Below are 22,407 nucleotides of genomic sequence, written 5' to 3' on the forward strand. Positions count from 1 at the left end.
GTTCGCGTCAATCGCTCGACACTATACGATCAAGCTGCCAAATAGAACGTGAATAGATGACTTCAGTGCGATAATCAGGGCTGTCGTCGTAAGGGTATACGATCCAGAGTGGACCTTTCCCACGCGGCGACATCTCTTCCCCGTCCATCAGATAGGCAACGATCGGGGTGGTTGCGCTGATTTCATCAGCGGGAATATCGACCTTGTAATCATTGAGCGCGACGGCCCCGACAGTACTGCCCTGCGCACCCGCATATTCCAACAAATCGCGCAGGGGTACCCCGGTGAACTCGACCTCCTCTTCCATCCAGATGGTCGAGGTGGTGATAACGGTGGCGGCCATTTCCTTCAGCATCTCCAAGTCGAGCGTCACAGTACCGTCGGTGGTTTCATGTGCGAGCTCACCCGAAAGGGTCAGCAGAACCGGTCCTGCCGGAACGGGTAGTTGGTCGGCAATTGCGTTGGTCGCTAGCCCGACAATAACTGTGCCGGCAAAAAGGGCTGTCTTGCAAAGGGTCATGATGGCTCCATCAGCTCTGTGGGGTTTAGTTGCTTGGATATGCTGATCCCAGGCGTTAGGCGACAGGGCAGCCGTATAGGGTACTATACTTTGGTATAGCGCCTGCCAGAAAACAGCTTTTGTCAGTTGAAAAGACGAACCTGCGCGTCTTTGGCAGCTTCTCCCAAAAGGCGAAGCTTGATCCTCTCGATGCGTTTTGGTGCAAGTCCGCCAAACGCGAGGTCCCAGTTGTCGGTTCGAAGTGCGGGGTCCGCGCGGTCCGATTTGGTCAGTTTGATGCGGGTCTTCTCCCCATCTTCATCGATCAGTTCGACGATAAGCGTCCCGGTGGACTGACCGGGAACAATAATCTGTAATCCGGTGTGATCCGCCGGTGAAAACCCGTGCCGGATCGAGAGCCAATCATCGCTGACCTGACCAGTTTGCAAGGGGTCAACGTCGGTTGCCGATTGTGCATGCAATTCGCCAAGAATTTGGCGCAATCCATCGACTTGCGTCAACGGTGCAGTGTAGGGCGTTTCCCAAACCACCATCTCATATTGTTCAGTCTCAAGCGCATTACTTTGGATGAAGCCCGACATGGATCCAACGAGGCCGCCACCGGTAATGGCGTGGTTTTCAACCTCCGCATCCAGTGCATGCGCGAGTGCGTCAGCCACCTGATACGCATCGCGCTGATACCGGTTTGAGAAACTTGTGCCGACAAGAGCGATGCGCGGGGCTGTGACAGGGTCGGATAACAGGCTGTCCGCCGAACCGGCTTTGGCGAAAACAGGTGCCGCAACGGTTTCAGGCGCCGGACGCGTGCCACAAGCTTGCTCTGCCACGTGGCTCAGGGAGCCCTTCTCCTGATAGCTTTCAGAGAAAGGTACGACCTGAAGAGTGTGTCCCACCAGCGTCCCATCGATGGTTTGGCGCAGATGGGCAGCTGACAACGCCGCGCCCACGGGCGTCCAATGGGTGTCGCGCTTAAAATAGTAGTCTCCGGCTGCTTCGCCGCCCGTCAGGACCGAAAGATCAGGTGCGAGAATCCCCGCCGCGTTCAGTGCCGCAATGTAGGCAGAGAAATCGCGTGCCATCCCGCTGCGGTCGAAGGCTCTTTTTAAGTCCAAACTGTCTGACGTTTCTTCAGGCACAAAGAGTGGTCGGGGCGGCGCTGCCAACACGACAAGGGTCGTACCGCGCTTTTCAAACTCAGCCGCAATCATTTGCCACAGAAGGACCGCCTCCTGCGACACGTTAAAGGCAGCCTTCAACTGGTCAGCACTGACAATCCAGCCAGCGTCCGCGTCGGAATAAAACGGCCCGCGTTTCTGATACTTCGTTGGCAAGTCGTCCAGGTTCGCCAGTGCGGCACAATACGGTGCAGCAGAGGCCACGACAGGCAAGGTGAGCCCAGCGATTAGGGCAGCGGATTTCAGGAGGTTTTTCATTGGATCATTTCCTTGGAGGTATAGCGCACCGGGATTTCCCAGATGACGAGTTTTGGAGGTGAGTTTTGATAGAAATCCGACGCCAGAAACTCCTGCATCGGCGCGAAGGGACCGCGCCCTTCTTCCGCGAAGCTGAGAACATCGGCTTGCAGCGCCTGTTTCAGGAAATCCGCGAAGTGCCAGTCTGGACGCGCACTGAAACTGGTCCCAACCAACACGACATCAATACTGGGGCTATCGAACAGGCCACCCTGCGTTTCTACCGTGGTTGTAAAGCGATCGATGTGCTCTGTTGCCGGGCCAATCCAGGATCGCAGTGCACCCGTCGGCACAAACCGCAGCAGATCACCTTCGAAGTATGCGCGGTCTGTGCTTTCAGTCGAAACCGCTGCCGTCGAGAGTGAGATGCCACGTTCCGTCACCTGATCGGCAATCGCTTCGGCAACCGCTCGGCTGCCGTGCGGTGACCAATGCGTGTCGGTGCGCATGAAAGCGTCACCATTTTGGCTTGCGGTTTGCAAGGCTGTTGTTGCATCAAGCGTAGCGATACGCTGATCGCTTAGAGCCGCGAGAAAATGTCCCCTGCGCTCTGTAACATCAGCCGGTCTAGCGCGATCCAGCTGTTCCGCGTAAACCTCGGCTTTGTCCGGGAGGATGACGGGAAGTAGGTAGATGCCGCGTGTCGCCATCTCCGCACTGACCTCAGCGACCCGCGTAGCAGCTGCGTCAATATTCGCGCTGAAGTTTGTATTTTGCTCCAGTTCCTCTGCCGTAAACAGCCATCCGTTCCGTCCTGCCAAGGCGCCTTGGGAAGCTTGCCCAAACAATCCGTACCGAAGAGCTCCTAGGGCTGTCACAGCGAAGCGCTCGAGTGGGTTAGCAGCAACAAATGCGTCTTCATATTGCGTCTGGAGGGAGCCTTTGATGATGTCTGAAGGCAATGCATCAAGGTCCGCATTCTGGTGACTGAACAGGCCGACTGTGGCGAGAGAAAGCACAAATCCGTGGGGCGCGAGGTGTTGAATTGAAAAACGGGAAATCATGAGGGCTTCCTTAGAACTGAAAATAAAGGAACGGTGAGTGGCTTTGCGCCACAAGCGCGAGACAAGCGATGCCCATCAAGCCGCAAGTGCCGGCCGTGCGCAGAGGGTCAGGAGCGCGGGTCAAAACTTGCGCAAACCATACCCCGCGCACGCTGAGTGTTGCGCCTACGGCGAGCGCTGTCAGCTCAGTGGGCTGGATTTGCCAGGCGATGTCCGGAGTGATGGACCAACCGTTCAGACCTGCCATTCCGACATAGATATCCAAGGCCTGTGCGACGGTTTCTGCCCGGAACATCACCCAACCGATCAGCACCAGCAGCATTGTCACCGGCCAGCCCAGCCCGCGCGGCCATATCGTTTCGCCAGATCTTGCGCCTAGGGTGCGTTCGATCGCCAGCCAAAGTCCGTGCCATGCCCCCCAAAGCAGGAAGGTCCAGTTTGCCCCGTGCCACAGCCCGCCCAACACCATCGTCAACATGAGGTTGACGTAGGTCCGGCGTCCGCCGCGACGGTTGCCGCCCAATGGCACGTAGAGATAGTCGCGCAGCCAATGCGACAGGCTTATGTGCCAACGCCGCCAGAATTCAGTAATCGATCGACTGGTGTAGGGCGCATTAAAATTCTCCATGAACCGAAAGCCGATCATGAGGCCCAAACCGATGGCCATGGCCGAATAGCCCGCGAAATCGAAAAGAAGTTGAATGGCGTAGGCCACAGCACCCAGCCAGGCTTCCGCCGCAGTGGGGTCTGGCAACGCAAAAACTCTGTCCGCAAGTGGGGCGACAGTGTCAGCGATGAGCAACTTCATCGCAAGACCCTGCGCAAACCGGCCCACCCCTTGCAGGAACTGGGCGACCGAATGAGATCGCTGCATGAATTGGTCAGCGAGGTCCTTATACCGTAGAACAGGTCCGGCAATCAGCTGCGGAAAGAGCGCGCCGAAGGCCAGAAAATCAATCAGATTTCGGGCGGGTGGTGCATCCTTGCGCGCCACGTCGATGATGTAGCTGATCGATTGGAAAGTATGAAAACTGATGCCGATCGGCAGGATGATCGACGGTACCATGATGTCACCGCCGCCAAGCGCGACCGAGAGATCGTTGAGCCCAGACATCACGAACATCGTGTATTTGAAGTATCCTAGAACGGCGAGATCAAAGGCTACGCCGAGGCGGACGGCCCAAATCTTGGCCGCCTCGTTTCTTGCAGAATGAGCAACCCGTGCTGCACCGTAGCTGACCAGCGACATGCCAAAGACGAGAGCCAGATAGTCCAGTCTCCACCAGCCATAAAATGCGTAACTGCCCAGCAGGATCACCAATGATCGCGCGCGCGCCGGGACCATGTAATAGACCGTCAGGAACAAGGGCAAAAACCCGAAGACGAAGATAGCGCTGGAAAAGATCATCGGAACTCTCCGTGAGGGCTGCTTAGTCGGCCACGGGGCCGAAGTGGTTTTCGACAAGCCGGATGCCGGACGCCTCGGCGATGAAGCTGAGGTTTTGGCCGCGTTTTAGGGTCACATCGAAAGTGGCGAGCGCTGTGGCGTCTCCCTTGGCAAAGACGCCCAAGGCAATGGCAACTGGATTGACGGCGCGGGCGCCTGATGTCAGCGGGGTCACACCTTCGATAACCGGTGCAGCCCCATCCGCTGTGCGCAATTCCAAAACATCATCCGTTGCGTTTAGGAGAAAGAGATAGACCCGGGCAGCCGCATCCCGGCTGTCCTCGGGAATGACGGCATGGCGACCATCCGGTTGCTGAACCACCGTCAAGAAAGACCCAGGTGCAATTCCATTCAGAGCGGCGGAGGACACCGGAACATACGCCATGTCATCCGTGTCAGAAAGGTCGAATGATTTGCCGGCGAAGTGCGCCGTTTGCACATCGTTGAATCCTGCAAACCGAATAAAACTGGCATCTTCAGGTGCGGGTTCTGCGTAGAGGCTGGTGTCACTCGCGGCCACCCCACCAGGTAAAAATGCTGCGCTGAGACAAAAGGCGAGCGAAAGATGGCGTATCATGATGGAAGTCCTTTTTTGTGGATCAGAAATAGACAGACAGGCGCATGTAAACGCGGCTGGCACTGCTGGGGTCGGCATAGGCCGGGCCAGGTAAGAAGCGGCCGGCACCGATCTCGAGTTTGGTTTTCTTGCTTGGTCGCCAGGCACCTGCCACACTGATCTCAGATCCAACGAAGTGCGCCGCGCCGGTCGTGGCTCCTTTGAGCCTGGCATCAGGGCCGGATGTGGTGAGACTTGGTTGCAGGTAGACATGAGCACTCAGATCGACCGACAGTTTCCGTGAAGGGCGTAACCCGTAGGCCAGAGTAGCGACGGCAAGGTTGGTCAACTCCGGCTGAAAGACATAGCCGTAGCGGTGAAACTGCGTTTGGCCGCCATCTTTTGTCTTGTTGCTGTGTATTCCGCTTTGCTGAAATCCCGGCGTGCCGATGGCAAAACCATAAGTGATCTGCGGGTTCCAACGATCCGCCGTGATTTTCTGGATGAAACGCGCGTCGATACCGACTCCGAAAGACCGCCCGTCTGCCGCGTCCCCGATTACGGTGGCCGCATTAAGCTGATATGAAAACCGCGAAGATGTCTGATCACCGAGGTAGGCTGACAGGTGCAGTCGGCGTTCTTCCGCGTCGTGTTCAACAACTGCAAAGGCGCCTTGACGCAGCGCCGAAAAAGCCTGGGACTTATGCAGCAAGACATAGGTTGCTGTGATATTTCGGGTACCTTGCACAGCTGCAAACTCAAACGCTTTATCTCCGGATTTGGAGACATAGTGCAGCCCGTCAACTGACGCATCAGCAACCCATTTATGTGGATCAGAAAGCCGCAGACGTCCGATGCTAAGTTGTCCAATGGCACTGGTCGGAAAAGACAGAAGGGCTTCTTTCACACTGGGTCGCATGATGCGATCGTATGAACGCTGGTGCGTCTGCTTTTCTCGCACATCAAGCTCGGCGTTTACAAAGCCAGTAATACCACGCCCCAGATCCGCACGCCCCGCAAATCCGAGATAGGCGGCGAATTCATCCTTGCGGTCACGGGTTTCGTCATCGCGCTCAATCTGGCTTTCTCCCAGAAAGCGCAGATGGCTATAAACAGAGAAGCGCAGCCAGTCCGTGATGGGTCGCTTCGTTTTCTTTCGTTTTGCGATATCGAAGATGACCGGCGGATTTGGCATATCCTTGCTACCTGCCAAGGCCGCTGTCGGTACTGCAATTGTAAACAGGCTGCAGGTAATCGCGACCGCGCAACTTTGAGCTATTCGCTTACTCGTTAACATAAGAACCATCCTCGCACTGGCTGTGCAGGACTGGAGTTAAGGCAGAATGGTGTCGGCAGGCAGGGCCACAAAGGGACATTGAAGACGGAATTTGGGCAGGTACGGTATTCTTAAGTATATGGTCTGATGGTGTGAACTAAGTGCGGCTTCAGAAGGTGGCTAACGGGTTATCCGTCTTGTAGAGAGCCCAACGATATTGTGCAGGAATTCAAAAGGTCGACGAAGATCAGCTCTTGTTCTGTCAAAAGAAACAGAATTTGGTTGGATTACTGCGAGCACAAATTTTGTTCTTAATCTGAATAACCCGTAGTGTTGTGGACGCTTTCTTGGTTCACATTGCGCTACCCGTTTTCGCAGTCGACGGGCGACAGCATATCGTTTCTTAAGTGTTTGCGTTTCGGGTTATAGAATATTTCGATGTAGTCGAAGATGTCCTTTCTGGCTTGTTCGCGGGTCTTGTAGGTGCGGCGGCGAATGCGTTCACATTTGAGCAAGTTGAAAAAGCTTTTTGCAACAGTGATCAGCCCACCTAAGTCTTCCAATTTGAATGTTAGTGCATGATCGGCCTGGGTTTCATCGGGACGATGGTTTCCGGAGCCGGTGGGCGACGTAGATTGAATGGCAGCTTTCGGAAAGCTGCGCTGCAGCGCAAGTGGCTGTGTCGGATGTCGGGTTGAGGCGCTCACGCCTGAAGCAGGTCGGTCCGTGGGCAAGATGTTGCATCTGCTCTGAACCCATATTAACCATTGACGCATCTTGTGTAGACGGCTTCATTGCGCCCGTGTCGCCTTCTCCGGCAACCCTGCCATGCCTATAGTTGCGAGGATTTCAAAATCATTGGTCAAAATGGCGGACACATCAGCCGGAGACAGCGGGCATAAATCTCCTCCGACATGAAACACAGGCGGCGGATTTTGGGCGGTTCCACCTGCCGCTTTTCAATTGTTTCGTATTCGTCTCACCATCTGCGCACCCCGACGCGGACATTAGAGCGAAATTCTGCTGGGGAGGGAATTCAATAAAACGTCTAAAATGGTGAGAAGATTTCACGATTGAGGCCGCTTGCACCACAACAATATGAATGCCGCAGTTCTGATCCTAAGCGTATCCTTGACCTAGCGAGGAGGCCGGACATAGGCCAGCGGAAACCAAAAGTCGGCTTCGTCTCGCAGGGCCATCTATCAACATCCCAATTTGCGATCCATTGATCTTTCGAATCAGCAAGCGGTTGATTTATAAATTCTCCATTTAACAGGCTTGTTGTCCCGCCAAGACCCGCTTTTGAGTTCGAAGGAGAAGCGCCTATCGTTAACCAGCTATTGTAATTCAGCTCCTCTCCGGGGGACACGAATACTAGGTATTCGTGTCGGGCTAAGAAGTTCCCATTCCATAGGATACCGCGCGATTCAATAAAGATTGCCATCCTAATTCTCCAATACTGAGTTACTTAACGCCGCCACCGCCGACATGAGTGACAATGCCTTCGAACGTGTGGATGGAGATGTTATTGCATCACTTCCCTAAGGTGATGGACCGAAACGACCATGTGCAGTGCACGTAGCCATAGATAAAGTCATAATGGAACCGACGGTTCGGAGGGCCGAAGGGTCCGGTTGATGCGCCTGGTGGCCTTCCACGGTGCTTTCCAACAGTCCAACCACCTGCTTTGAAATAGGAATCCAAATCTTCTGCATCACACGCAACGCCAAATAGAATGCCGGTGTCGATGACACTAGGCCAATTTGTCCCGCCGTTGTTGGTCAGTGCATTACGAAGAGGCCCCTCAAAAACCTCTACGCATGTCCTTTTCTCGTTTGAACTGGCGTTAGAAGCCAGGATGCCAACTGCGAAGCCTAAGGGGCAAACTGCTATAGTTTCTCGAATTGTCGTTCGACCGATATGCAACATTACAACCTTTCCAGTTTGCCTGGACACTTGTTTCCGCTAGGGCTGCGTTTGCGGCGATTGCATAGGAGATTCTTCAAGAGTTCTGAGGGGATCGGTCACTTGCTTGAATTCATCCAGAATGACCGTCGCCGACATGGAGTTCCGAAGCCTGAAATGGCGTACTGAACTTTTCCACGACCACATCGCCAACCTCTTGACGATTTGACTGCTGCTTTCACGAAACACTCCACATATTTAGTTCCCTGTCGCGCTTCTAGTAATACGAGTACATCAGTAGCCCTCGAGGTTGGCAATTAATAAACACGTAGCCTACTTGAATTCTGACCTTCTTCAGCTCACCCATGTCGCAACTGCACTGAATGTCAGCAAAGCGGAACACGACCGAAGCATTCGACATTCTCAACGAAGGTCCGCAATGGGCCGTCGGTATCGGGTCGTGAAGGATAGTTTCGAACCGATGCTGCGCCCGCCCCGAGGTCGGCAGCGAGCCCTTACCTCTTGGTTTCTGCGCACAGCCAAGGGCCGTCTGTTAGCTATATCGTTGACTTCCCTCTAGCGAGTACCTTAACGCTGGTTCCATGTTGAATTCGTTCTTCGCATCGCAGAGCTATTACTCTCAGCTTTCATAGCTGCGGGTCTTTCATCATTGGTTTTCCGCTGCCCCAAACAGCGGTCAACAGACAGACGACCTTGTGCTGGGCGGCACAGTCAAAGGTCGACACATGGACAACACAGGCATAAATCAAAAACCATCCCTCGGCATCGTGGGGTTTGGCGCATTCGGACAGCTGGCGGCCCGTCATCTTGGCCCGTATTTCGACATCACGGCCTATGACCCATCCCCAGAGGTTGCCAACCTTGCAAAGCAACTGGGCGTGTGTCTGACATCAATGCACGCCGTCTCGCAGGCCGAGGTCGTTCTCATTGCGGCGCCCGTGTCCTCGTTCGAGGCGGTCGTCGGCGAAATCGCAAAGACGTGTAGACCGGGCGCACTGATTGTGGATGTTGGCTCGGTCAAAGTACGTCCTTCGAACATCATGCGGCGGCGGCTGCCGGAGCATGTCGACATCGTAGCAACCCATCCTTTGTTTGGACCGCAGAGCGCTGGGAACGGAATTGAGGATCTGAAAATTGCGGTCTGTCCTATTCAGGGAAAACGGCATGCGCGATTGGGCGCGTTCTTGCGCAAGATATTGGGGCTGACTGTCATCATGACGACGCCAGACGACCACGACCGCGAAGCGGCTGTTGTGCAGGGGCTTACGCATCTCATCGCCAAAGTGCTTCTGAAGATGGAGCCGTTGCCAACGCGTTTGACGACGAAGAGCTTTGATTTGTTGTCTGAGGCCGTTTCAATGGTTCAGCATGATGCGCAGGAAGTATTTGAAGCGATTGAAAAGGCCAACCCTTACGCGGAAGCTGTGCGGAGGAGGTTTTTCGATTTGGCTGCTGGTTTGAGTGCCGAGTTGGAGGCAGGTCTGACGACTGCGTCTGATAGGGATGGTGGTTTTTGATGGTCCGACGGGGAGGTTGTTCACGCGTTGGCAGGCTTGGTGACGGATGGCAGGAACGTCCGCGATGCGTGAGTTCGACGAAGCTCGAAGTTCGCAGTTGCAGCGAATCACCGCAAAGCGGGCTGCGACTGCGGCATCCCGACCGAATGTCCAAGGTCGGGAATGGGCCGTCCGTGGGGTGCCGCGACACGTTCTTGCTGCGCCGCCTCCGACGGTCGCGAAGAGCCCAAAGCGGACGCGTCATCGCCCTCAGATCAACAACGCGATCACAGTATAACTGGCCAAACCACCCAACGAAACGAGGCTTACGCTCATGAAAATACTTCTAAGGTCATCGCGTCCGGAGAGGTAGGAAAAAGTGTGGCCCAACCGTCCAACTGCAAATCCGACAATCCAGACCTGTGCCGCCAAGACGACAGGCGTGACTATTCCGACCAGCAACGCGAACAAGACAAAGTATACGATGTTCTCCGTCGCGTTGTTATGCGCTTTGTGGTGCCTATCAAGCTCTTCCAGCCCCTTCGTTGAAACTTTCTCTTTTGCTCGGCCACTCGCCGCCCACTCTTCGGGTGTTGCATGCATATCGTACTTCAATCGTGTGAGTTCCGTGCCGGTCATCAACCAGGCATGATTGACCAACAGCAGAACCGCGGCCGTCGCCAGTGACGCAAGCACCGGTAATGCGGGCAATGCGATGACCACTGGCTCGACGCCAAAAAGAAACAGGTTCGCCAAGACTCCTAGAAGTAGCAAGACGAATGGATAGGCCAAGATGATCCAGAAGAATGTTCTCTTGTTGGGGCTATCTTGGTTCATCGTACACTTTCTGAAGGGAGTTCAGCATTACGTGGTGCTGCGAAGGCAATAGCACAAGACAGCAATAACAGCCTTGTCCGCAACCTGTGAAATTGCCGAACCCCTGATTTCGCGGTTGCGGCGAACGGCCGGTCTGACGGGCCGCATCGCAGCATCGAGACCTCGTAGTGGAGGTCGGCTATCTTCCTTATCCCGACGTGCCGAAGGGGATTGCAACTGACTTTCCCCGCTATCGGGTCCATCTGCGGCTGATGATATTTTGGCCATGGTTGGCGCGGCTCAGGCTGGGTTGGGTGTCGTTCGGATGCCCATGTTTTTTGGACGCGCAGCAGCTGGTCTGGTGCAAGTGCCGCTACTGCCGCCACAACCCTATGCAGATATCTGGGTGGTGGGGTACCCCGATATATGGCCATCGCGAAAATTGAGTGCTTTTCGGGACATCCTGATCCCGTATTGCAAGTCGCACCGCGACAGCTTTGTCGCCTGACGCTCCTAGCCTGCAGAATAGCCGATGGCGTCGAGTGCCGCCGCCTTGCTGGAGCGCGCGATCTGGTCAGCGGCGGGACCTGATCCCACAGCCCGCGAGAGGGTAAGCCCGCCAATCAGTGTCGACAGGAACGCCCATGCAATTGCTTCGCGTTCGGTCGCAGACCCCGCCTTCGGCAGGTGGTCTGCAATCTCTTTGATGATGCGGCTCATCAGTTCCGCGTATTCGGTTCGCACAGCTGGATCTGTCCTGATCACGTCCGGCGTCAGACTGGTCATTGCGCAACCGCCCTCTAGGTCGATCCGGTGACCTTTTCCAAGATAATAGTCTGCGAAGGCTTCTGGCCACTGGGCGCCATGCGTCTTGCGATACTCGGGCAATGCTGCAAGGACGTCTTCCAGGCCGGCGACAAGTGCCGCCCGGAACGCATCGTTCTTGGATTTCAGATGGGCATAGAATGCGCCAGACGTTACACCAGCGTCTTTCGCTATTGAGTCGACCCCGATCCCTGAATAGCCCTCTTTTCGAAACGCCCGGCCCGACGCCTCTAGCAGTTTCATCTTGGTTGATTCTGATTTTTTCAATCTAAGCCATCCTTTACCTAAAAAAATAACGATCACTATATTATTTGATTGACGGCGAGCGCCAATCGGAATAGCGATATATAGGGATCGTTATATTTCGTTACCCACCCCAAGACAACCACCAAGGTAGGTGGCCCCAATCTTAAGGAGAAGACGACATGGCTTCACGTGTGCCCCGGCACGCGCCCGGTGGAAATGCGCCAATGTCACGGCGCAAAGTTACCACAGGGCTGGCTGCTATTCCCTTCGCAGCAATAGGGCTGACTGCTCACAGATCAGCTGCAACTGCGCAATCCAATCAAAAGGAACACCAAACTATGTCTGCCAACGCCTTCGTTTACACAGAATTGCAAGCGTCCCTGCCCTTTGCGGATGTTCCTTGGGACAAGCTGAATGATGCTATTGCGGTCCAACCCGGGTTTGTTGACAAAACGTGGTTTTCCGGGCTCGGCAACAATTCTGTCGGCGGGCTTTACGGATTTGCGAGCGTCGATGATGCTCTGCTTTATTGCACGGATTTTTTCCCTGCTCTGGCCCGTGACTTTGGCGTGGCGCAGACAACCCGGGTTTTTGACAACAAGGCCACCGCAGAGGCCAGCGCGGCGATGGATGCGCCCCATTTTGGCGGACAGGTCACAGCCGAGCCGGGCGCATTTGTTTACACCGAAGTGCAGGTCGCTGTTCCCTTTGAAAACGCACCATGGCAGGACCGAAATCCGGTCTTGCGCAGGCAAAAGGGGCTGTTGTCCAAGACCTGGCTAAGTGGTCACAACACAAACACGCTGGGTGGGTTGGACGCTTTCGACACTGTCGAAAATGCGTTGGACTTTGCCATCAATGAATTCCCGATAACGACAGCCACGATGAACGCTGCCTTTTATACGCGCGTCTTCGATGCCCGTGTGACCGAGGCCGCAAGCCGCGGTCTCAACTCTCCCTACTACCTTTAACCTCTTCAACTGAACGGAAATGACATGAAACTGAACACTGTTTCTGGTGCCATCATGGCGCTTGCGATGTCGTCAACTGCTGCAATGGCTGCCGATTGCTTTGAAATGGGTGGCGTCGCCATCCCTAACTTCTTTGGCGAAGGCGAAGGTCAGCCGATAATCATCTCGGCGGTTTTGACCGGTGCTGTTCAAAACGCCGCGGGCAAGATCACGGCCACCCGTGAGACTGAAACGGGTCTTGAGATGGACATGGAACACTACTTTGGCCGCGCAGATGGCGGTGCGTTCCAAACCAAGGATCTGGGCGTTCTGACCGCCGTGCCGGGCAAACCGGGCCGCTTTATGATCGAAATCACCTACGACATTCAGCCAGACGTCACACGCGGCACGATGAAGGGCTACTCAGGCCAGTTCAACAGCTATGGCCTCGTTGATTTGCGCGACGATGACAACCTTGTTGGGCTGGTCCGCTACCAGGGTGAAATCTGCCGCTAAAATAAGCTACCGGGGACAGACAGTGTTTGTCCCCGGTCCTTTGGATCCTTCAGGCGCATCATTATGAACACTCAGTCAACGTCCCCAAACACCCCGCACGCCATTCTTTATTCGATGGTCCGTGTCCGAGACCTCGATCGGTCCTTGCGCTTTTATTGCGATGCACTCGGGATGCAGGAATTGCGTCGAGAGACTTTTACAGCTGCTGAATTTACGCTGGTCTTTGTCGGTTATCCCGACAGCAGCGCACTGATTGAGCTGACCTATAACTGGGGCGAGCATAGCTATTCGCACGGCACCGGATATGGACACATCGCATTGGAGGTTCTCGACATACACCACACCTGCCTTCATCTGACCGGGCTGGGCGTTGAAATCACCCGAAACCCGGGCCCGATGAAAGCGGCACCGGATGAAACCGGCGAACACGAAACCATCGCCTTCATCAAAGACCCAGACGGTTACAATATTGAGCTCATCCAAGCACCCTAGGCGTGCCTACAAGCGATGAGGCACGGCTGACGTGGATCACAAACTCTTTGGGCACGGCAATCTATGAAACGAGACACACCATGACGAGCAACCGCACTTCTGAGAAACAACAGGTTCACAGACTCAGTAGGTCTCTGGCTCTGACCTCGTTCTTAACTGCGATGATCGCCGTTCCAATACCGGCGTTGGCGGATGGGGCCCACCTGATGTCAACGAAAGTCGCCGAAAACCTGTACATGCTGACAGGCGATGGTGGGAACATCGGCGTCATGATCGGGGACGATGGCACGTTTCTCATCGACGATCAGATGGCACCTGCTTCGCCGGAATTGCTTGCGCTTATAAACCAATTGGGGGGCGAGCCCCCCCGGTTCCTGATCAACACCCATTTCCATTTTGACCATACTGGTGGAAATGAACTTCTGGGCGGAACGGGTACAACGATTTTCAGCCACGAGATGGCCCGCACGCGTCTTGCTAATGGAAGCGATATTCCTCTTTTCGATTTATCGTTTCCGCCGATGGCAAGCGATGGATTGCCCGTTATCACCTTTAAGGACTCGATGAGCTTCCATCTAAATGACGACAGAATACGCGCCGTCCATACACCACGGGCACATACGGACGGAGACCTGGTGGTGTTCTTTGAGATGGCCAATGTCGTGCACGCGGGGGACGTATTCTTCAACGGCATCTATCCGGTGATCGATACACACAATGGCGGTACCTTGCAGGGCACGATCAGTGCCGTTGAAATGCTACGCGATCATACCGATGACCACACCAAAGTCATGCCGGGCCATGGCTCCTTGGGATCCCGCAATGATCTCCTGGATTACCTCGCAATGCTTCAGTATGCCCGCGATGAACTCAGCAAGCTGAAAGGCGAAGGAAAAACGCGCCAGCAAGTTATCGATCTTAGACCGCTAGACCAATTTGATGCCAAATGGTCCGGGGGATTTTTCTCAACGGATATTTGGACTGGACTGATGTTCGACGCGCTTTAGCAGTGCGTTGCTTGAGGTGCCTTGAACGCTCTCTGGATAGGGAATTGTCCCACTGAAGAACATCTAAGTGAATACTTCATTTTGATCGCGAGATGATCAATCAGCGGGAATAGAGCATGACTGACTTTTACCCTTCGTCGCGCATCTTCAACCGATGGCCAACTTTCACAATGGCCTCAAGCGCTGGCACAAGTTCACCGCCCAGCTCGGTAAGGGCATATTCGACGGATGGCGGCGAGGTTGGTTGCACGTTTCGGGACAGCACTCCGCGTTGCTCAAGCTCGGTCAGCCGTGTCGAGAGCACCTTGGCCGAAATTGGCGGAATGTCGGTACGCAACTCGTTAAAGCGGCGCGGGCCAGCACGCAGCGACCAAATCACATTGGCGGCCCAGGCGCCGGAGATAACGGCCATGCAATGCGTCAGCATACAAGGCTGCGGCGGTTCGGGGCTTTGGTTTTTGCGGACTTTGAGCGGCATGTTTGGGTAACCAGGTTTCCTTTAGGTAACTCGATAATTCAGTAACCAGAGGAAACCTAGTTGTCAACGGTTAGTCTATGCGCCATCTCTGGCCGAACAACCCAACTGACTGGAGCAATGACAGATGAAACTTTACTACAAACCCGGTGCATGCTCGATGGCATCTCACATCATCCTGAACGAGCTTGGTGTCTCATTCGAACTCGACAAGACAGACACTGACACGAACACGACTGAAGCGGGCGGCGATTTCCTCAGGATCAGCCCGAATGGCTATGTTCCAGCCCTTGTCACAAATGACGGCGATATCATCACTGAAAATCCTGCCGTGCTTCAGTATCTGGCTGATCAGTCACCCGATGCTGGCCTTGCACCCGCGAACGGAACTTTGGCGCGCACCCGCCTTCAGGAGACCCTCAACTTCCTGTCATCTGAACTGCACACCTCCTTTGGCCCGTTTTTCTCGGGCGTCGAGTTGGATGATGCGCGCCGCAAAAAAGTCGATGCAGGTGTCCAACGCCGGGTCACTCATGTCGAGCGAAGCCTCGCGGACGGGCGTGACTTTCTCTTGGGTGACACGTTCACCGTTGCCGACGCCTATGCATATGTGGTGCTCAACTGGGCCAGCTTTGTCGGAGTGAGCCTTGACGCGTATCCGAAAACCCAAGCTTACGTCGCGCGGATCTCGGCACGTCCGGCCACGATCAAAGCGATGATTGCCGAGGGCCTGATGGAGCAGGCAGCATGACTGCATTTGCCGCAGTAACAGACGTGTTAGAGACCTATTTCGATGGTCTCTATCACGCCGATACGGACAGGCTGGTTAAAACGTTTCACCCAAAAGCGATCTATGCGACGGCGGATGAAGCACCACTGCTTTATCGCACGATGGATCAGTACTTCGCGGCGGTGGCCAAGCGCGTGTCCCCAGCTTCGCGCAATGAACCCCGGCGTGATGTGATCGACTCCATAGAGTTTGCGGGTGAAAACACCGCCTTTGCCCGTGTGCGATGTTCCATCGGTACAAAGGATTTCATCGATTTCCTGACGCTTGTGCGAACCGATGGCGCATGGTCGATCATGGCCAAAATTTTCCAAATCACTGAACGTGTGACCTGAAAGGAGGCGATATGCCCTATGTAAACATCAAGGTGACGCGCGAAGGCGTGACCCCGGATCAAAAGGCTGATTTGATCCGCGGCGTGACCGACTTGCTGGTCCGGATACTCGACAAGTCTCCGGCGACAACCTTTGTCGTCATCGACGAAATTGCGCTTGAGGATTGGGGGATCGGAGGTCTGCCGGTCGACCAATACAGACGCGAAGCGGCGGGGTGACCTGAATGGCCATCCGCACATCCCTTTGTGATCTGTTCGACATCAAACATCCCGTCCTGTTGGCACCCATGGCAGGTGTCAGCGGCGGGGCGCTCGCTGCGGCCGTAAGCAAGGTGGGTGGTTTGGGTCTGATCGGCGGCGGCTATGGCGACGCCGATTGGCTGATACGCGAATTCAATGCAGCGGGGGATGCACGGATCGGTGTGGGCTTTATCACCTGGTCGCTGGCCCGCCAGCCACAATTGCTCGATCTTGCCCTCACGCGCAACCCTGCCGCGCTCATGCTGTCGTTTGGTGATTTCAAGCCGTTTCTCCATTACATCAGGGACGCGCAGACAAAGCTGATCGTTCAGGTGCAGACGCTCGAACAGGCGCGTGAAGCTGTGGATGCTGGCGTTGATGCCATCGTGGCGCAGGGCACAGAGGCAGGCGGGCACGGCGCCACCAGGGCTACGTTGCCGCTCGTCCCGGCGGTTGTGGATATCGCGCAAGGTATACCAGTCATTGCGGCAGGCGGCATCGCTGATGGACGTGGTCTGGCTGCGGCTCTGGCGCTTGACGCTTCCGGCGTCTTGTGTGGAACCGCCTTCTTTGCCAGCGACGAATCCCTCGCCAATAATAATGCCAAACAAGCTGCTCTGCGCGGTTCGGGCGACGATACGGAACGCAGTTCCGTATTTGACATAGCACGTGGGCTTGACTGGCCTTCGGATTGGAACCTGCGGACGATGCGCAATACCTTCACGCGGCAATGGAGTGCGGATATCGACGGTCTCAGGCGAAACCTCGCTGCAGAGAAAGAGCGTTTCGAGGCCTCACAAACGGCTGACGACACAGACGTTGCCGCCGTAATTGTCGGCGAGGCAGCTGATCTCATACGGTCCCGCGAACCTGCGCAAGCGACGCTTCACAGAATGATCTCGCAGGCTGAGCACCGGTTGCGCCGCGTCGGCCAACTTGTCGACCCCATCATAAAGGATTGAACCGATGCAAAAACTTAAAAGGAGCTGGTCGTTGGGCGAAACCGTCCTGACAAGCGCTGGTTCGGTTGCCGCCGGAAGTACAGGTGATGGACCGGACCTCGTTCTCGCGCATGGATGGCCCTGGTCTTCTTTTTCGTGGCATCGTGTCATCCCGGCACTGGCTGAAACCTACCGTGTCCACTGGTATGACATGCCGGGCTACGGGCAATCCGATAAGCGACCCGAGCAAGCTACAGCACTCGACGTACAGGGCAGCGTGTTCTCGGAGATGTTGGCACACTGGAAACTGGATCGCCCCCGCGTGGTAGCACATGATTTCGGCGGCGCGGCAACTTTGCGCGCGCATCTTCTGCACGGCTGCGAATTCGGGAAATTTGCCCTGATGAACGTTGTCGCAATGCGTCCTTGGGGTTCGGATTTTTTCGATCACGTCGGGCGGCATGTCGAGGCCTTCACCGGTCTGCCACTGCACATCCACAAGGCAGTTGTTGAAGCCTATATCCGGGGCGCTCTCGTCAACGAGATCGACAGTGAAGACTTCTCGAAACTTGTCGAACCGTGGCTCGATGAAGACGATCGCCGAAGTTTTTATCGTCAATTCTCTCAAGCCGACGAGTGCTTCACCGCGGACGTCGAACCGATGTTCGGTCAAATCCGATGCCCTGTGACCATTCTATGGGGAGCGGACGATCCGTGGATTCCGCTCGAACGGGGGAAGGCGCTTCATGAACGCATTCCGCAGTCATCGTTTCAATCGTTTCCCGGCGTGGGGCACATGCCGCAGCTCGAAGCGCCGCGCCAGATTTTCGAAGCCCTTGCGGAGTTTCTGCGAGATGACATCGCAACCTAAGCCGGCCCGTTCACCAGTCAAAGCCAATTACAAAGGATCAGGACAATGCAGAAAATCAAAGGACACTGCCTGTGCGGCGCAGTCTCGTTCAAGGTCGTCAACGCGTTCGACAAGATGTTCTTGTGCAGTTGCGATCAATGCAGGCAGATCACCGGATCAGCCTTCGCATCAAATCTGTTCATAGCGGCCGAGAGGTTCGAGTGGCTGTCTGGTAGCAACGAAATTGCCGCCTACAAAATGCCTCGTCGGAATATATCTAAATCGTTCTGCCGCGTTTGCGGTTCTGGCGTTCCCTGGGCAAGCGGCGATGGATCAAGAATGGTCGTTCCGGCGGGTTCTCTATGCGCAGAACCTAAGGTGGCTGAAAAGTTTAGGACTTTCGTCTCTGAACAACCATCGTGGTCCTCATGTCTTGATCAGGTTGAGGCATGTGAGGGGCTTCCCCCATAGCGTAGTGTTCTTTTGCTTTGCGATCGACCGGGAAGCGGCCGTAACAACACCACCTTGGCACCCACAAATACGAAACCTTGGTCAGAAAATAACATGTAAGGAGACGCCGTTGATTACCTGCTACGTTCAATATGAACTGAATCCATCTAAAACTCCCGAATTCGAAGAATATGCCCGTGTATGGATCCCCTTGGTCGAAAAATTCGGGGGGACGCATCATGGGTACTATTTGCCGCATGAAAGCCCGAATGACTTGGCCGTCTGCCTGTTTTCGTTCCCCTCTTTGGCGGATTATGAGGCCTATCGCATCAAGAGCCTGACAGACAGCGCATGCCAGAAAGCATACAAATTTGCCGAAGATACAGACTGTATCAAGCGCTATGACCGTCACTTTTTGCGTCCATTGGAAATGCCCAGCTAGGTTGGCGCAATCCGCCATTTTTGGCACAAGCAAGTCCATGAAATCTGTCTGGAGCTTCATTTTGAGCCGCCCGCAGCTTCCGCCATTTTCCGAAACAACTGCCGCGCAAAAAGTGCGCGCCGCCGAGGATGGTTGGAACAGCCGAGACCCCCAGCGTGTGACGCAGGCCTATACCGACGACAGCGAGTGGCAAAACCGGTCTGAATTCCTCTCTGGACATATTGAAATCGAAGCATTCCTGACGCGCAAATGGCAGCGCGAACATCACTATCGTCTAATCAAGGAACTCTGGGCATGGACACAAAACCGGATCGCCGTGCGCTTTGCCTACGAATGGTGTGATGACGACGCGCATTGGTTCCGGTCCTATGGCAACGAGAACTGGGATTTTGCGGTAGAGGGGCGGATGTGCCGCCGTATTGCCAGCATCAACGATATGCCAATCATGGAACAGTCGCGTCTGTTTCATTGGCCCTCGGGTCGCCGCCCGGACGAGCATCCGGGGCTGACCGAGTTGAATCTCTGATTTTGCTGTCACGATACTGGACGTTCATCGAAGCGTGCTGTCGTATCTTGAACCTGCGGCAAACGAAAATCTGACGGGCCATGCCTGCATCGACGTCCCCAACACCGAGCAAGCGAAGCGCATCGGACGTTATCATCCCGAGATCCCCGCAGAAGCCGAGGCAGAAGTCGATGGCCTCTTCGCGCAGAGTCGACGCCGCACCCTAGGCGAGTTGATCACTCCCCCATCGTTACGATTTCGGCTGAGGGGGTCCGGCACAATCCGACTCTTTACTTGTAGCTGCCAAACCGTTTTCTGATTTCCCGGCAGTTATAAGGCATCGCAAAGCCGCCATTTGCGCAGCCGCAGCGAATTCACCGTTCGTTGTTTCAATCGGACTGCCAGCCAACAAAAACGACAAGATGAACGAGGGTTCTGCCTTCAAAGGTCATCTACCCAAGGAGGCAGGCTTCACCCCAACCAAAGGGGACCGGGCCATCCAGTCCTGTGCCGTATTTGTCAGATGCCTTGGCCCATCCAAATAGATTGTCTGGGCTTCAACAGCCTCGCGCACGCCCACATCCCCCAACCAAAGCGCTACTAGATTTGCAAGCGTAGCTGTGAGGTACACGTCAACGTCATGTCCAGGGTCTTTGGAGCACAGATCAACGGATTCACTATTCGCAATTACCCACCAAATATTAAGATCGGTACGGTCGGAAATTTGCACAAGGATCACCGTTTCCCCGTCCGGTAAGCCTTGGGTATTCAGTGTGCGATGGAAATCCCACATGAACCCACCAACATCGCAATCCTGCGCCGCGATACTGCGTTTGCGCCACCGCATTCCCGAGATGGCCATGTTTTCGACAATTGGTCCAAGCTCTCGTCCCGAGCGCGTCAGCTTGTAGTCCGCAGTTTGGCTGGTCGGCGCGGATTTGCGGATGATGATCTCCGCCGCTTCCAATGTTTTGAGCCGTTTGCTCAGGATCGAAGGAGACATGCGCGGGATCGCTTTTTGAAAACCACCAAAGCGCGTCGTGCCCAGAAACATTTCGCGCAGTAGTAGCAGAGGCCATTTGTCCCCCAAGATGTCGGCAGAGGCCATCGCGGGACACAAGCTGCCCGATATGTTTTTTGTGTTGCTGTCCATCAGTCAAGCCTACAGCGACCAAGGGCCGTGTGACTACTACGGATTCCGTAGTGGTTTAGTACGGATTGGGAAGTATCCCCCGATACACGCCGCGCGCACCATATGACCAAGCCCGGTCTTTCGGGTGATTTCCTATTGAAAGGGGTTTGGCATGGGCCGCTCAATTACATTTATCTACGGCATCGCCGTCTACGTCATTTTTCTGGTGACATTCCTCTATTCCATCGGGTTTGTCGGGAATGTGCTGGTGCCCAAATCCATCGATTCCGGCGCGCAAGGACCGATCGTCGCTTCGCTAGTGATCAATCTGGTTTTGCTGTCCGTCTTTGCTCTTCAGCATAGCATCATGGCGCGTCCAGCATTCAAACGTGTCTGGACCAAAGTTATTCCCCAAGCTGCCGAACGCAGCACGTATATTTTGATGACATGCGTTGCCCTGATCCTGATTTTCGTGTTCTGGCGGCCGCTTCCGGCGGTCGTATGGGACGTCAGAAATACGGTCTTCGGCACAGCATTGACCGTTCTGTTTTGGGTCGGCTGGCTGGTCGTTTTAGCCTCAACCTTCATGATTGATCACTTTGATCTTTTTGGCCTGAAACAAATCTACGCAAATCTGAAAAAGCGCCAAACCATCCAACTGGGATTTATGAAAATCGGTCTTTATCGACTGGTGCGCCATCCGATCATGACCGGATTTCTGATCGCCTTTTGGGCCGCGCCGACCATGACCGTTGGGCATCTTTTGTTTACGTTGGCGACCACGGGATACATCGTCATCGCTGTGCTGCGTCTCGAAGAAAAGGACCTGATTGCCCAGATCGGTGATGACTACATCACCTATCAAAACGAGGTTCCCGCGTTTATTCCGGGTATTGGGCGGGGGGCGGCAAAATGACACTGGACCCCAAACATCTGCGCCACATTCAGTCTTTTACAGATACAAATTCGCTCAGCATTCTCGACCGGCAACTCCCCTTGCGAAAGTGTTATCATGGCAAGCCTGACGCAGCATGGGTGTACGATCACGCAAAAACCGTTGATGCCCAAGCTCCCGCAAACCATCCGCTCCACGGGCATGCGGTCTGCGGCAAAGGCATCCCAGTGGACATCCCAATATCCGTTCACAAAGCTTTAGATGGCGAAAGTGACTTTCCATGTCCAGGCGAAATTCTGGCAGCAGCCTTGGCCAGCTGCCTTGATACTGCCATCCGCATGATTGCCAATCTCAAGGGTATTGAACTGAGCCACCTTGAAGTGCAGGTCAGCTTAAGGAGCCGACGTTCGCGGAGCGTTGATGACGGGCGATAATGTGCCCGTCGGATTTCAAACTGCGCACATGAAGGTTGATATGAAAACAGAGTGTGACATGTCAACGCCGCATCTAAATGCGCTGATCGATGCAGCGGAGCGAAGCTGTGTCATCCTGCAAACACTGAGCGCTCCTCCCACTGTGGAAATTGAACGCAGCTTAGGTGATTTTGGCAAACTGGGGACGTTCTGAGAACAGGATATGGATTCCTCAACATCCGACCTTTAGATTTGATAGTTGAACGTCAGGAAAATCCGCGATCTGTGAGTTCACCTGGTCGCAGATTTTCTGCTGAGCAGCGAATGTCGTGTGTGGATGGCTCCTGCATAGCAAGTCCTTTTTGATCTGATTTGCGCGTTTGTCAGAAGCAGT

27 protein-coding genes and 1 pseudogene are annotated in these 22,407 nt (G+C 54.9%); 17 read left to right on the top strand and 11 right to left on the bottom strand.

What is annotated here, in order from left to right; translation table 11 throughout:
* Window positions 1-7: 7 nt before the first annotated feature.
* The 7 genes and pseudogenes from Q1A52_RS22620 to Q1A52_RS22650 form a co-directional block, all read right to left on the bottom strand.
* Entirely contained in the window at window positions 8-520 is a 513-nt protein-coding gene (locus Q1A52_RS22620) for a molybdopterin-dependent oxidoreductase (protein WP_300020091.1), read from the bottom strand.
* Between the two features lie 122 nt (window positions 521-642).
* Entirely contained in the window at window positions 643-1,953 is a 1,311-nt protein-coding gene (locus Q1A52_RS22625) for a hypothetical protein (RefSeq protein ID WP_300020093.1), read from the bottom strand.
* Window positions 1,950-2,996 (bottom strand): hypothetical protein, encoded by a 1,047-nt coding sequence (locus tag Q1A52_RS22630; RefSeq protein WP_300020095.1) that lies wholly within the window; start codon window positions 2,994-2,996, stop codon window positions 1,950-1,952. The genes Q1A52_RS22625 and Q1A52_RS22630 overlap by 4 nt, the downstream gene beginning before the upstream one ends.
* A 10-nt stretch (window positions 2,997-3,006) precedes the next feature.
* A complete protein-coding gene (locus Q1A52_RS22635) occupies window positions 3,007-4,404 on the bottom strand; it encodes an MBOAT family protein (RefSeq protein WP_300020097.1) in 1,398 nt (465 codons plus the stop codon).
* Window positions 4,405-4,426: 22 nt separating this feature from the next.
* A complete protein-coding gene (locus tag Q1A52_RS22640) occupies window positions 4,427-5,020 on the bottom strand; it encodes an alginate O-acetyltransferase AlgF (RefSeq protein ID WP_300020099.1) in 594 nt (197 codons plus the stop codon).
* A gap of 22 nt (window positions 5,021-5,042) precedes the next feature.
* A complete protein-coding gene (locus tag Q1A52_RS22645) occupies window positions 5,043-6,296 on the bottom strand; it encodes an alginate export family protein (protein WP_300020100.1) in 1,254 nt (417 codons plus the stop codon).
* A 341-nt stretch (window positions 6,297-6,637) separates the two neighbouring features.
* Window positions 6,638-6,811 (bottom strand): annotated as a pseudogene (locus tag Q1A52_RS22650) (IS3 family transposase); the annotation flags it as partial.
* Between the two features lie 2,115 nt (window positions 6,812-8,926).
* Between Q1A52_RS22650 and Q1A52_RS22655 the strand changes: the two are divergent.
* A complete protein-coding gene (locus tag Q1A52_RS22655) occupies window positions 8,927-9,718 on the top strand; it encodes a prephenate dehydrogenase (RefSeq protein ID WP_300020102.1) in 792 nt (263 codons plus the stop codon).
* Between the two features lie 249 nt (window positions 9,719-9,967).
* On the opposite strand, the gene Q1A52_RS22660 is transcribed toward Q1A52_RS22655, so the two are convergent.
* Complete coding sequence (locus Q1A52_RS22660) at window positions 9,968-10,534, bottom strand: MAPEG family protein (protein WP_300020104.1); 567 nt, start codon at window positions 10,532-10,534, stop codon at window positions 9,968-9,970.
* Between the two features lie 304 nt (window positions 10,535-10,838).
* Here Q1A52_RS22660 and Q1A52_RS22905 point away from each other — a divergent pair, with 304 nt between their 5' ends.
* Window positions 10,839-11,021 carry a hypothetical protein gene (locus Q1A52_RS22905; protein WP_367278087.1) on the top strand — a complete coding sequence of 61 codons (183 nt, stop codon included), beginning with the start codon at window positions 10,839-10,841 and terminating at the stop codon, window positions 11,019-11,021.
* A gap of 5 nt (window positions 11,022-11,026) precedes the next feature.
* Here the strand turns inward: Q1A52_RS22905 and Q1A52_RS22665 are convergent, their stop codons facing one another.
* Window positions 11,027-11,581 carry a TetR/AcrR family transcriptional regulator gene (locus Q1A52_RS22665; RefSeq protein ID WP_300020105.1) on the bottom strand — a complete coding sequence of 185 codons (555 nt, stop codon included), beginning with the start codon at window positions 11,579-11,581 and terminating at the stop codon, window positions 11,027-11,029.
* A gap of 341 nt (window positions 11,582-11,922) precedes the next feature.
* On the opposite strand from Q1A52_RS22665, the gene Q1A52_RS22670 reads away from it, so the two are divergent.
* The 4 genes from Q1A52_RS22670 (at window position 11,923) to Q1A52_RS22685 (ending at window position 14,549) form a co-directional block, all read left to right on the top strand.
* Window positions 11,923-12,555, top strand: a complete 633-nt coding sequence (locus Q1A52_RS22670; RefSeq protein ID WP_300020107.1) for a YdhR family protein — start codon at window positions 11,923-11,925, stop codon at window positions 12,553-12,555.
* Window positions 12,556-12,579: 24 nt separating this feature from the next.
* Window positions 12,580-13,050, top strand: coding sequence for a hypothetical protein (locus Q1A52_RS22675; protein WP_300020109.1), 471 nt, complete (start codon window positions 12,580-12,582; stop codon window positions 13,048-13,050).
* Window positions 13,051-13,164: 114 nt separating this feature from the next.
* Window positions 13,165-13,542 (top strand): lactoylglutathione lyase, encoded by a 378-nt coding sequence (gloA, locus tag Q1A52_RS22680; protein ID WP_300020135.1) that lies wholly within the window; start codon window positions 13,165-13,167, stop codon window positions 13,540-13,542.
* Between the two features lie 206 nt (window positions 13,543-13,748).
* Window positions 13,749-14,549 carry an MBL fold metallo-hydrolase gene (locus Q1A52_RS22685; RefSeq protein ID WP_300020111.1) on the top strand — a complete coding sequence of 267 codons (801 nt, stop codon included), beginning with the start codon at window positions 13,749-13,751 and terminating at the stop codon, window positions 14,547-14,549.
* 127 nt (window positions 14,550-14,676) lie between these two features.
* On the opposite strand, the gene Q1A52_RS22690 is transcribed toward Q1A52_RS22685, so the two are convergent.
* On the bottom strand, window positions 14,677-14,961 hold the full coding sequence (locus Q1A52_RS22690; RefSeq protein WP_300020113.1) for a helix-turn-helix domain-containing protein: 285 nt from the start codon (window positions 14,959-14,961) through the stop codon (window positions 14,677-14,679).
* A gap of 190 nt (window positions 14,962-15,151) precedes the next feature.
* Here Q1A52_RS22690 and Q1A52_RS22695 point away from each other — a divergent pair, with 190 nt between their 5' ends.
* From Q1A52_RS22695 to Q1A52_RS22725, 8 genes are all read left to right on the top strand, one after another.
* Window positions 15,152-15,775 carry a glutathione S-transferase C-terminal domain-containing protein gene (locus tag Q1A52_RS22695; protein WP_300020115.1) on the top strand — a complete coding sequence of 208 codons (624 nt, stop codon included), beginning with the start codon at window positions 15,152-15,154 and terminating at the stop codon, window positions 15,773-15,775.
* The gene (locus Q1A52_RS22700; RefSeq protein ID WP_300020117.1) at window positions 15,772-16,146 is read left to right on the top strand and encodes a nuclear transport factor 2 family protein; all 375 of its coding nucleotides are present in this window, start codon (window positions 15,772-15,774) and stop codon (window positions 16,144-16,146) included. The genes Q1A52_RS22695 and Q1A52_RS22700 overlap by 4 nt, the downstream gene beginning before the upstream one ends.
* Window positions 16,147-16,157: 11 nt before the next feature.
* Window positions 16,158-16,364, top strand: coding sequence for a 4-oxalocrotonate tautomerase family protein (locus Q1A52_RS22705; protein WP_300020119.1), 207 nt, complete (start codon window positions 16,158-16,160; stop codon window positions 16,362-16,364).
* 5 nt (window positions 16,365-16,369) lie between these two features.
* Window positions 16,370-17,347, top strand: a complete 978-nt coding sequence (locus tag Q1A52_RS22710) for a nitronate monooxygenase (protein WP_300020121.1) — start codon at window positions 16,370-16,372, stop codon at window positions 17,345-17,347.
* A gap of 4 nt (window positions 17,348-17,351) precedes the next feature.
* On the top strand, window positions 17,352-18,197 hold the full coding sequence (locus tag Q1A52_RS22715; RefSeq protein ID WP_300020122.1) for an alpha/beta hydrolase: 846 nt from the start codon (window positions 17,352-17,354) through the stop codon (window positions 18,195-18,197).
* 114 nt (window positions 18,198-18,311) lie between these two features.
* Window positions 18,312-18,647, top strand: coding sequence for a GFA family protein (locus Q1A52_RS22910; protein WP_367278088.1), 336 nt, complete (start codon window positions 18,312-18,314; stop codon window positions 18,645-18,647).
* 109 nt (window positions 18,648-18,756) lie between these two features.
* Complete coding sequence (locus tag Q1A52_RS22720; RefSeq protein ID WP_300020124.1) at window positions 18,757-19,068, top strand: NIPSNAP family protein; 312 nt, start codon at window positions 18,757-18,759, stop codon at window positions 19,066-19,068.
* Between the two features lie 37 nt (window positions 19,069-19,105).
* A complete protein-coding gene (locus Q1A52_RS22725) occupies window positions 19,106-19,594 on the top strand; it encodes a nuclear transport factor 2 family protein (RefSeq protein WP_300020126.1) in 489 nt (162 codons plus the stop codon).
* A gap of 427 nt (window positions 19,595-20,021) precedes the next feature.
* On the opposite strand, the gene Q1A52_RS22730 is transcribed toward Q1A52_RS22725, so the two are convergent.
* Complete coding sequence (locus tag Q1A52_RS22730; RefSeq protein ID WP_300020128.1) at window positions 20,022-20,726, bottom strand: helix-turn-helix domain-containing protein; 705 nt, start codon at window positions 20,724-20,726, stop codon at window positions 20,022-20,024.
* 151 nt (window positions 20,727-20,877) lie between these two features.
* On the opposite strand from Q1A52_RS22730, the gene mddA reads away from it, so the two are divergent.
* The 3 genes from mddA to Q1A52_RS22745 are packed head-to-tail and all read left to right on the top strand — an operon-like array spanning window position 20,878 to window position 22,227.
* On the top strand, window positions 20,878-21,621 hold the full coding sequence (mddA, locus tag Q1A52_RS22735; protein WP_300020130.1) for a methanethiol S-methyltransferase: 744 nt from the start codon (window positions 20,878-20,880) through the stop codon (window positions 21,619-21,621).
* Window positions 21,618-22,034 carry an OsmC family protein gene (locus Q1A52_RS22740; RefSeq protein WP_300020132.1) on the top strand — a complete coding sequence of 139 codons (417 nt, stop codon included), beginning with the start codon at window positions 21,618-21,620 and terminating at the stop codon, window positions 22,032-22,034. The genes mddA and Q1A52_RS22740 overlap by 4 nt, the downstream gene beginning before the upstream one ends.
* On the top strand, window positions 22,021-22,227 hold the full coding sequence (locus Q1A52_RS22745) for a hypothetical protein (protein WP_300020134.1): 207 nt from the start codon (window positions 22,021-22,023) through the stop codon (window positions 22,225-22,227). Before Q1A52_RS22740 ends, Q1A52_RS22745 begins: the two co-directional genes overlap by 14 nt.
* Window positions 22,228-22,407: the final 180 nt, after the last annotated feature.

Origin of the sequence: uncultured Roseobacter sp. (genome assembly GCF_947488185.1) — a bacterium.
Lineage (GTDB): Bacteria > Pseudomonadota > Alphaproteobacteria > Rhodobacterales > Rhodobacteraceae > Roseobacter.

Coding starts and splice junctions, on each gene's coding strand:
- Q1A52_RS22620 (WP_300020091.1), bottom strand. CDS start 520: ATGACCCTTTGCAAGACAGCCCTTTTTGCCGGCACAGTTATTGTCGGG.
- Q1A52_RS22625 (WP_300020093.1), bottom strand. CDS start 1,953: ATGAAAAACCTCCTGAAATCCGCTGCCCTAATCGCTGGGCTCACCTTG.
- Q1A52_RS22630 (WP_300020095.1), bottom strand. CDS start 2,996: ATGATTTCCCGTTTTTCAATTCAACACCTCGCGCCCCACGGATTTGTG.
- Q1A52_RS22635 (WP_300020097.1), bottom strand. CDS start 4,404: ATGATCTTTTCCAGCGCTATCTTCGTCTTCGGGTTTTTGCCCTTGTTC.
- Q1A52_RS22640 (WP_300020099.1), bottom strand. CDS start 5,020: ATGATACGCCATCTTTCGCTCGCCTTTTGTCTCAGCGCAGCATTTTTA.
- Q1A52_RS22645 (WP_300020100.1), bottom strand. CDS start 6,296: ATGTTAACGAGTAAGCGAATAGCTCAAAGTTGCGCGGTCGCGATTACC.
- Q1A52_RS22655 (WP_300020102.1), top strand. CDS start 8,927: ATGGACAACACAGGCATAAATCAAAAACCATCCCTCGGCATCGTGGGG.
- Q1A52_RS22660 (WP_300020104.1), bottom strand. CDS start 10,534: ATGAACCAAGATAGCCCCAACAAGAGAACATTCTTCTGGATCATCTTG.
- Q1A52_RS22905 (WP_367278087.1), top strand. CDS start 10,839: ATGCCCATGTTTTTTGGACGCGCAGCAGCTGGTCTGGTGCAAGTGCCG.
- Q1A52_RS22665 (WP_300020105.1), bottom strand. CDS start 11,581: ATGAAACTGCTAGAGGCGTCGGGCCGGGCGTTTCGAAAAGAGGGCTAT.
- Q1A52_RS22670 (WP_300020107.1), top strand. CDS start 11,923: ATGTCTGCCAACGCCTTCGTTTACACAGAATTGCAAGCGTCCCTGCCC.
- Q1A52_RS22675 (WP_300020109.1), top strand. CDS start 12,580: ATGAAACTGAACACTGTTTCTGGTGCCATCATGGCGCTTGCGATGTCG.
- gloA (WP_300020135.1), top strand. CDS start 13,165: ATGGTCCGTGTCCGAGACCTCGATCGGTCCTTGCGCTTTTATTGCGAT.
- Q1A52_RS22685 (WP_300020111.1), top strand. CDS start 13,749: ATGTCAACGAAAGTCGCCGAAAACCTGTACATGCTGACAGGCGATGGT.
- Q1A52_RS22690 (WP_300020113.1), bottom strand. CDS start 14,961: ATGGCCGTTATCTCCGGCGCCTGGGCCGCCAATGTGATTTGGTCGCTG.
- Q1A52_RS22695 (WP_300020115.1), top strand. CDS start 15,152: ATGAAACTTTACTACAAACCCGGTGCATGCTCGATGGCATCTCACATC.
- Q1A52_RS22700 (WP_300020117.1), top strand. CDS start 15,772: ATGACTGCATTTGCCGCAGTAACAGACGTGTTAGAGACCTATTTCGAT.
- Q1A52_RS22705 (WP_300020119.1), top strand. CDS start 16,158: ATGCCCTATGTAAACATCAAGGTGACGCGCGAAGGCGTGACCCCGGAT.
- Q1A52_RS22710 (WP_300020121.1), top strand. CDS start 16,370: ATGGCCATCCGCACATCCCTTTGTGATCTGTTCGACATCAAACATCCC.
- Q1A52_RS22715 (WP_300020122.1), top strand. CDS start 17,352: ATGCAAAAACTTAAAAGGAGCTGGTCGTTGGGCGAAACCGTCCTGACA.
- Q1A52_RS22910 (WP_367278088.1), top strand. CDS start 18,312: ATGTTCTTGTGCAGTTGCGATCAATGCAGGCAGATCACCGGATCAGCC.
- Q1A52_RS22725 (WP_300020126.1), top strand. CDS start 19,106: ATGAAATCTGTCTGGAGCTTCATTTTGAGCCGCCCGCAGCTTCCGCCA.
- Q1A52_RS22730 (WP_300020128.1), bottom strand. CDS start 20,726: ATGGACAGCAACACAAAAAACATATCGGGCAGCTTGTGTCCCGCGATG.
- mddA (WP_300020130.1), top strand. CDS start 20,878: ATGGGCCGCTCAATTACATTTATCTACGGCATCGCCGTCTACGTCATT.
- Q1A52_RS22740 (WP_300020132.1), top strand. CDS start 21,618: ATGACACTGGACCCCAAACATCTGCGCCACATTCAGTCTTTTACAGAT.
- Q1A52_RS22745 (WP_300020134.1), top strand. CDS start 22,021: ATGACGGGCGATAATGTGCCCGTCGGATTTCAAACTGCGCACATGAAG.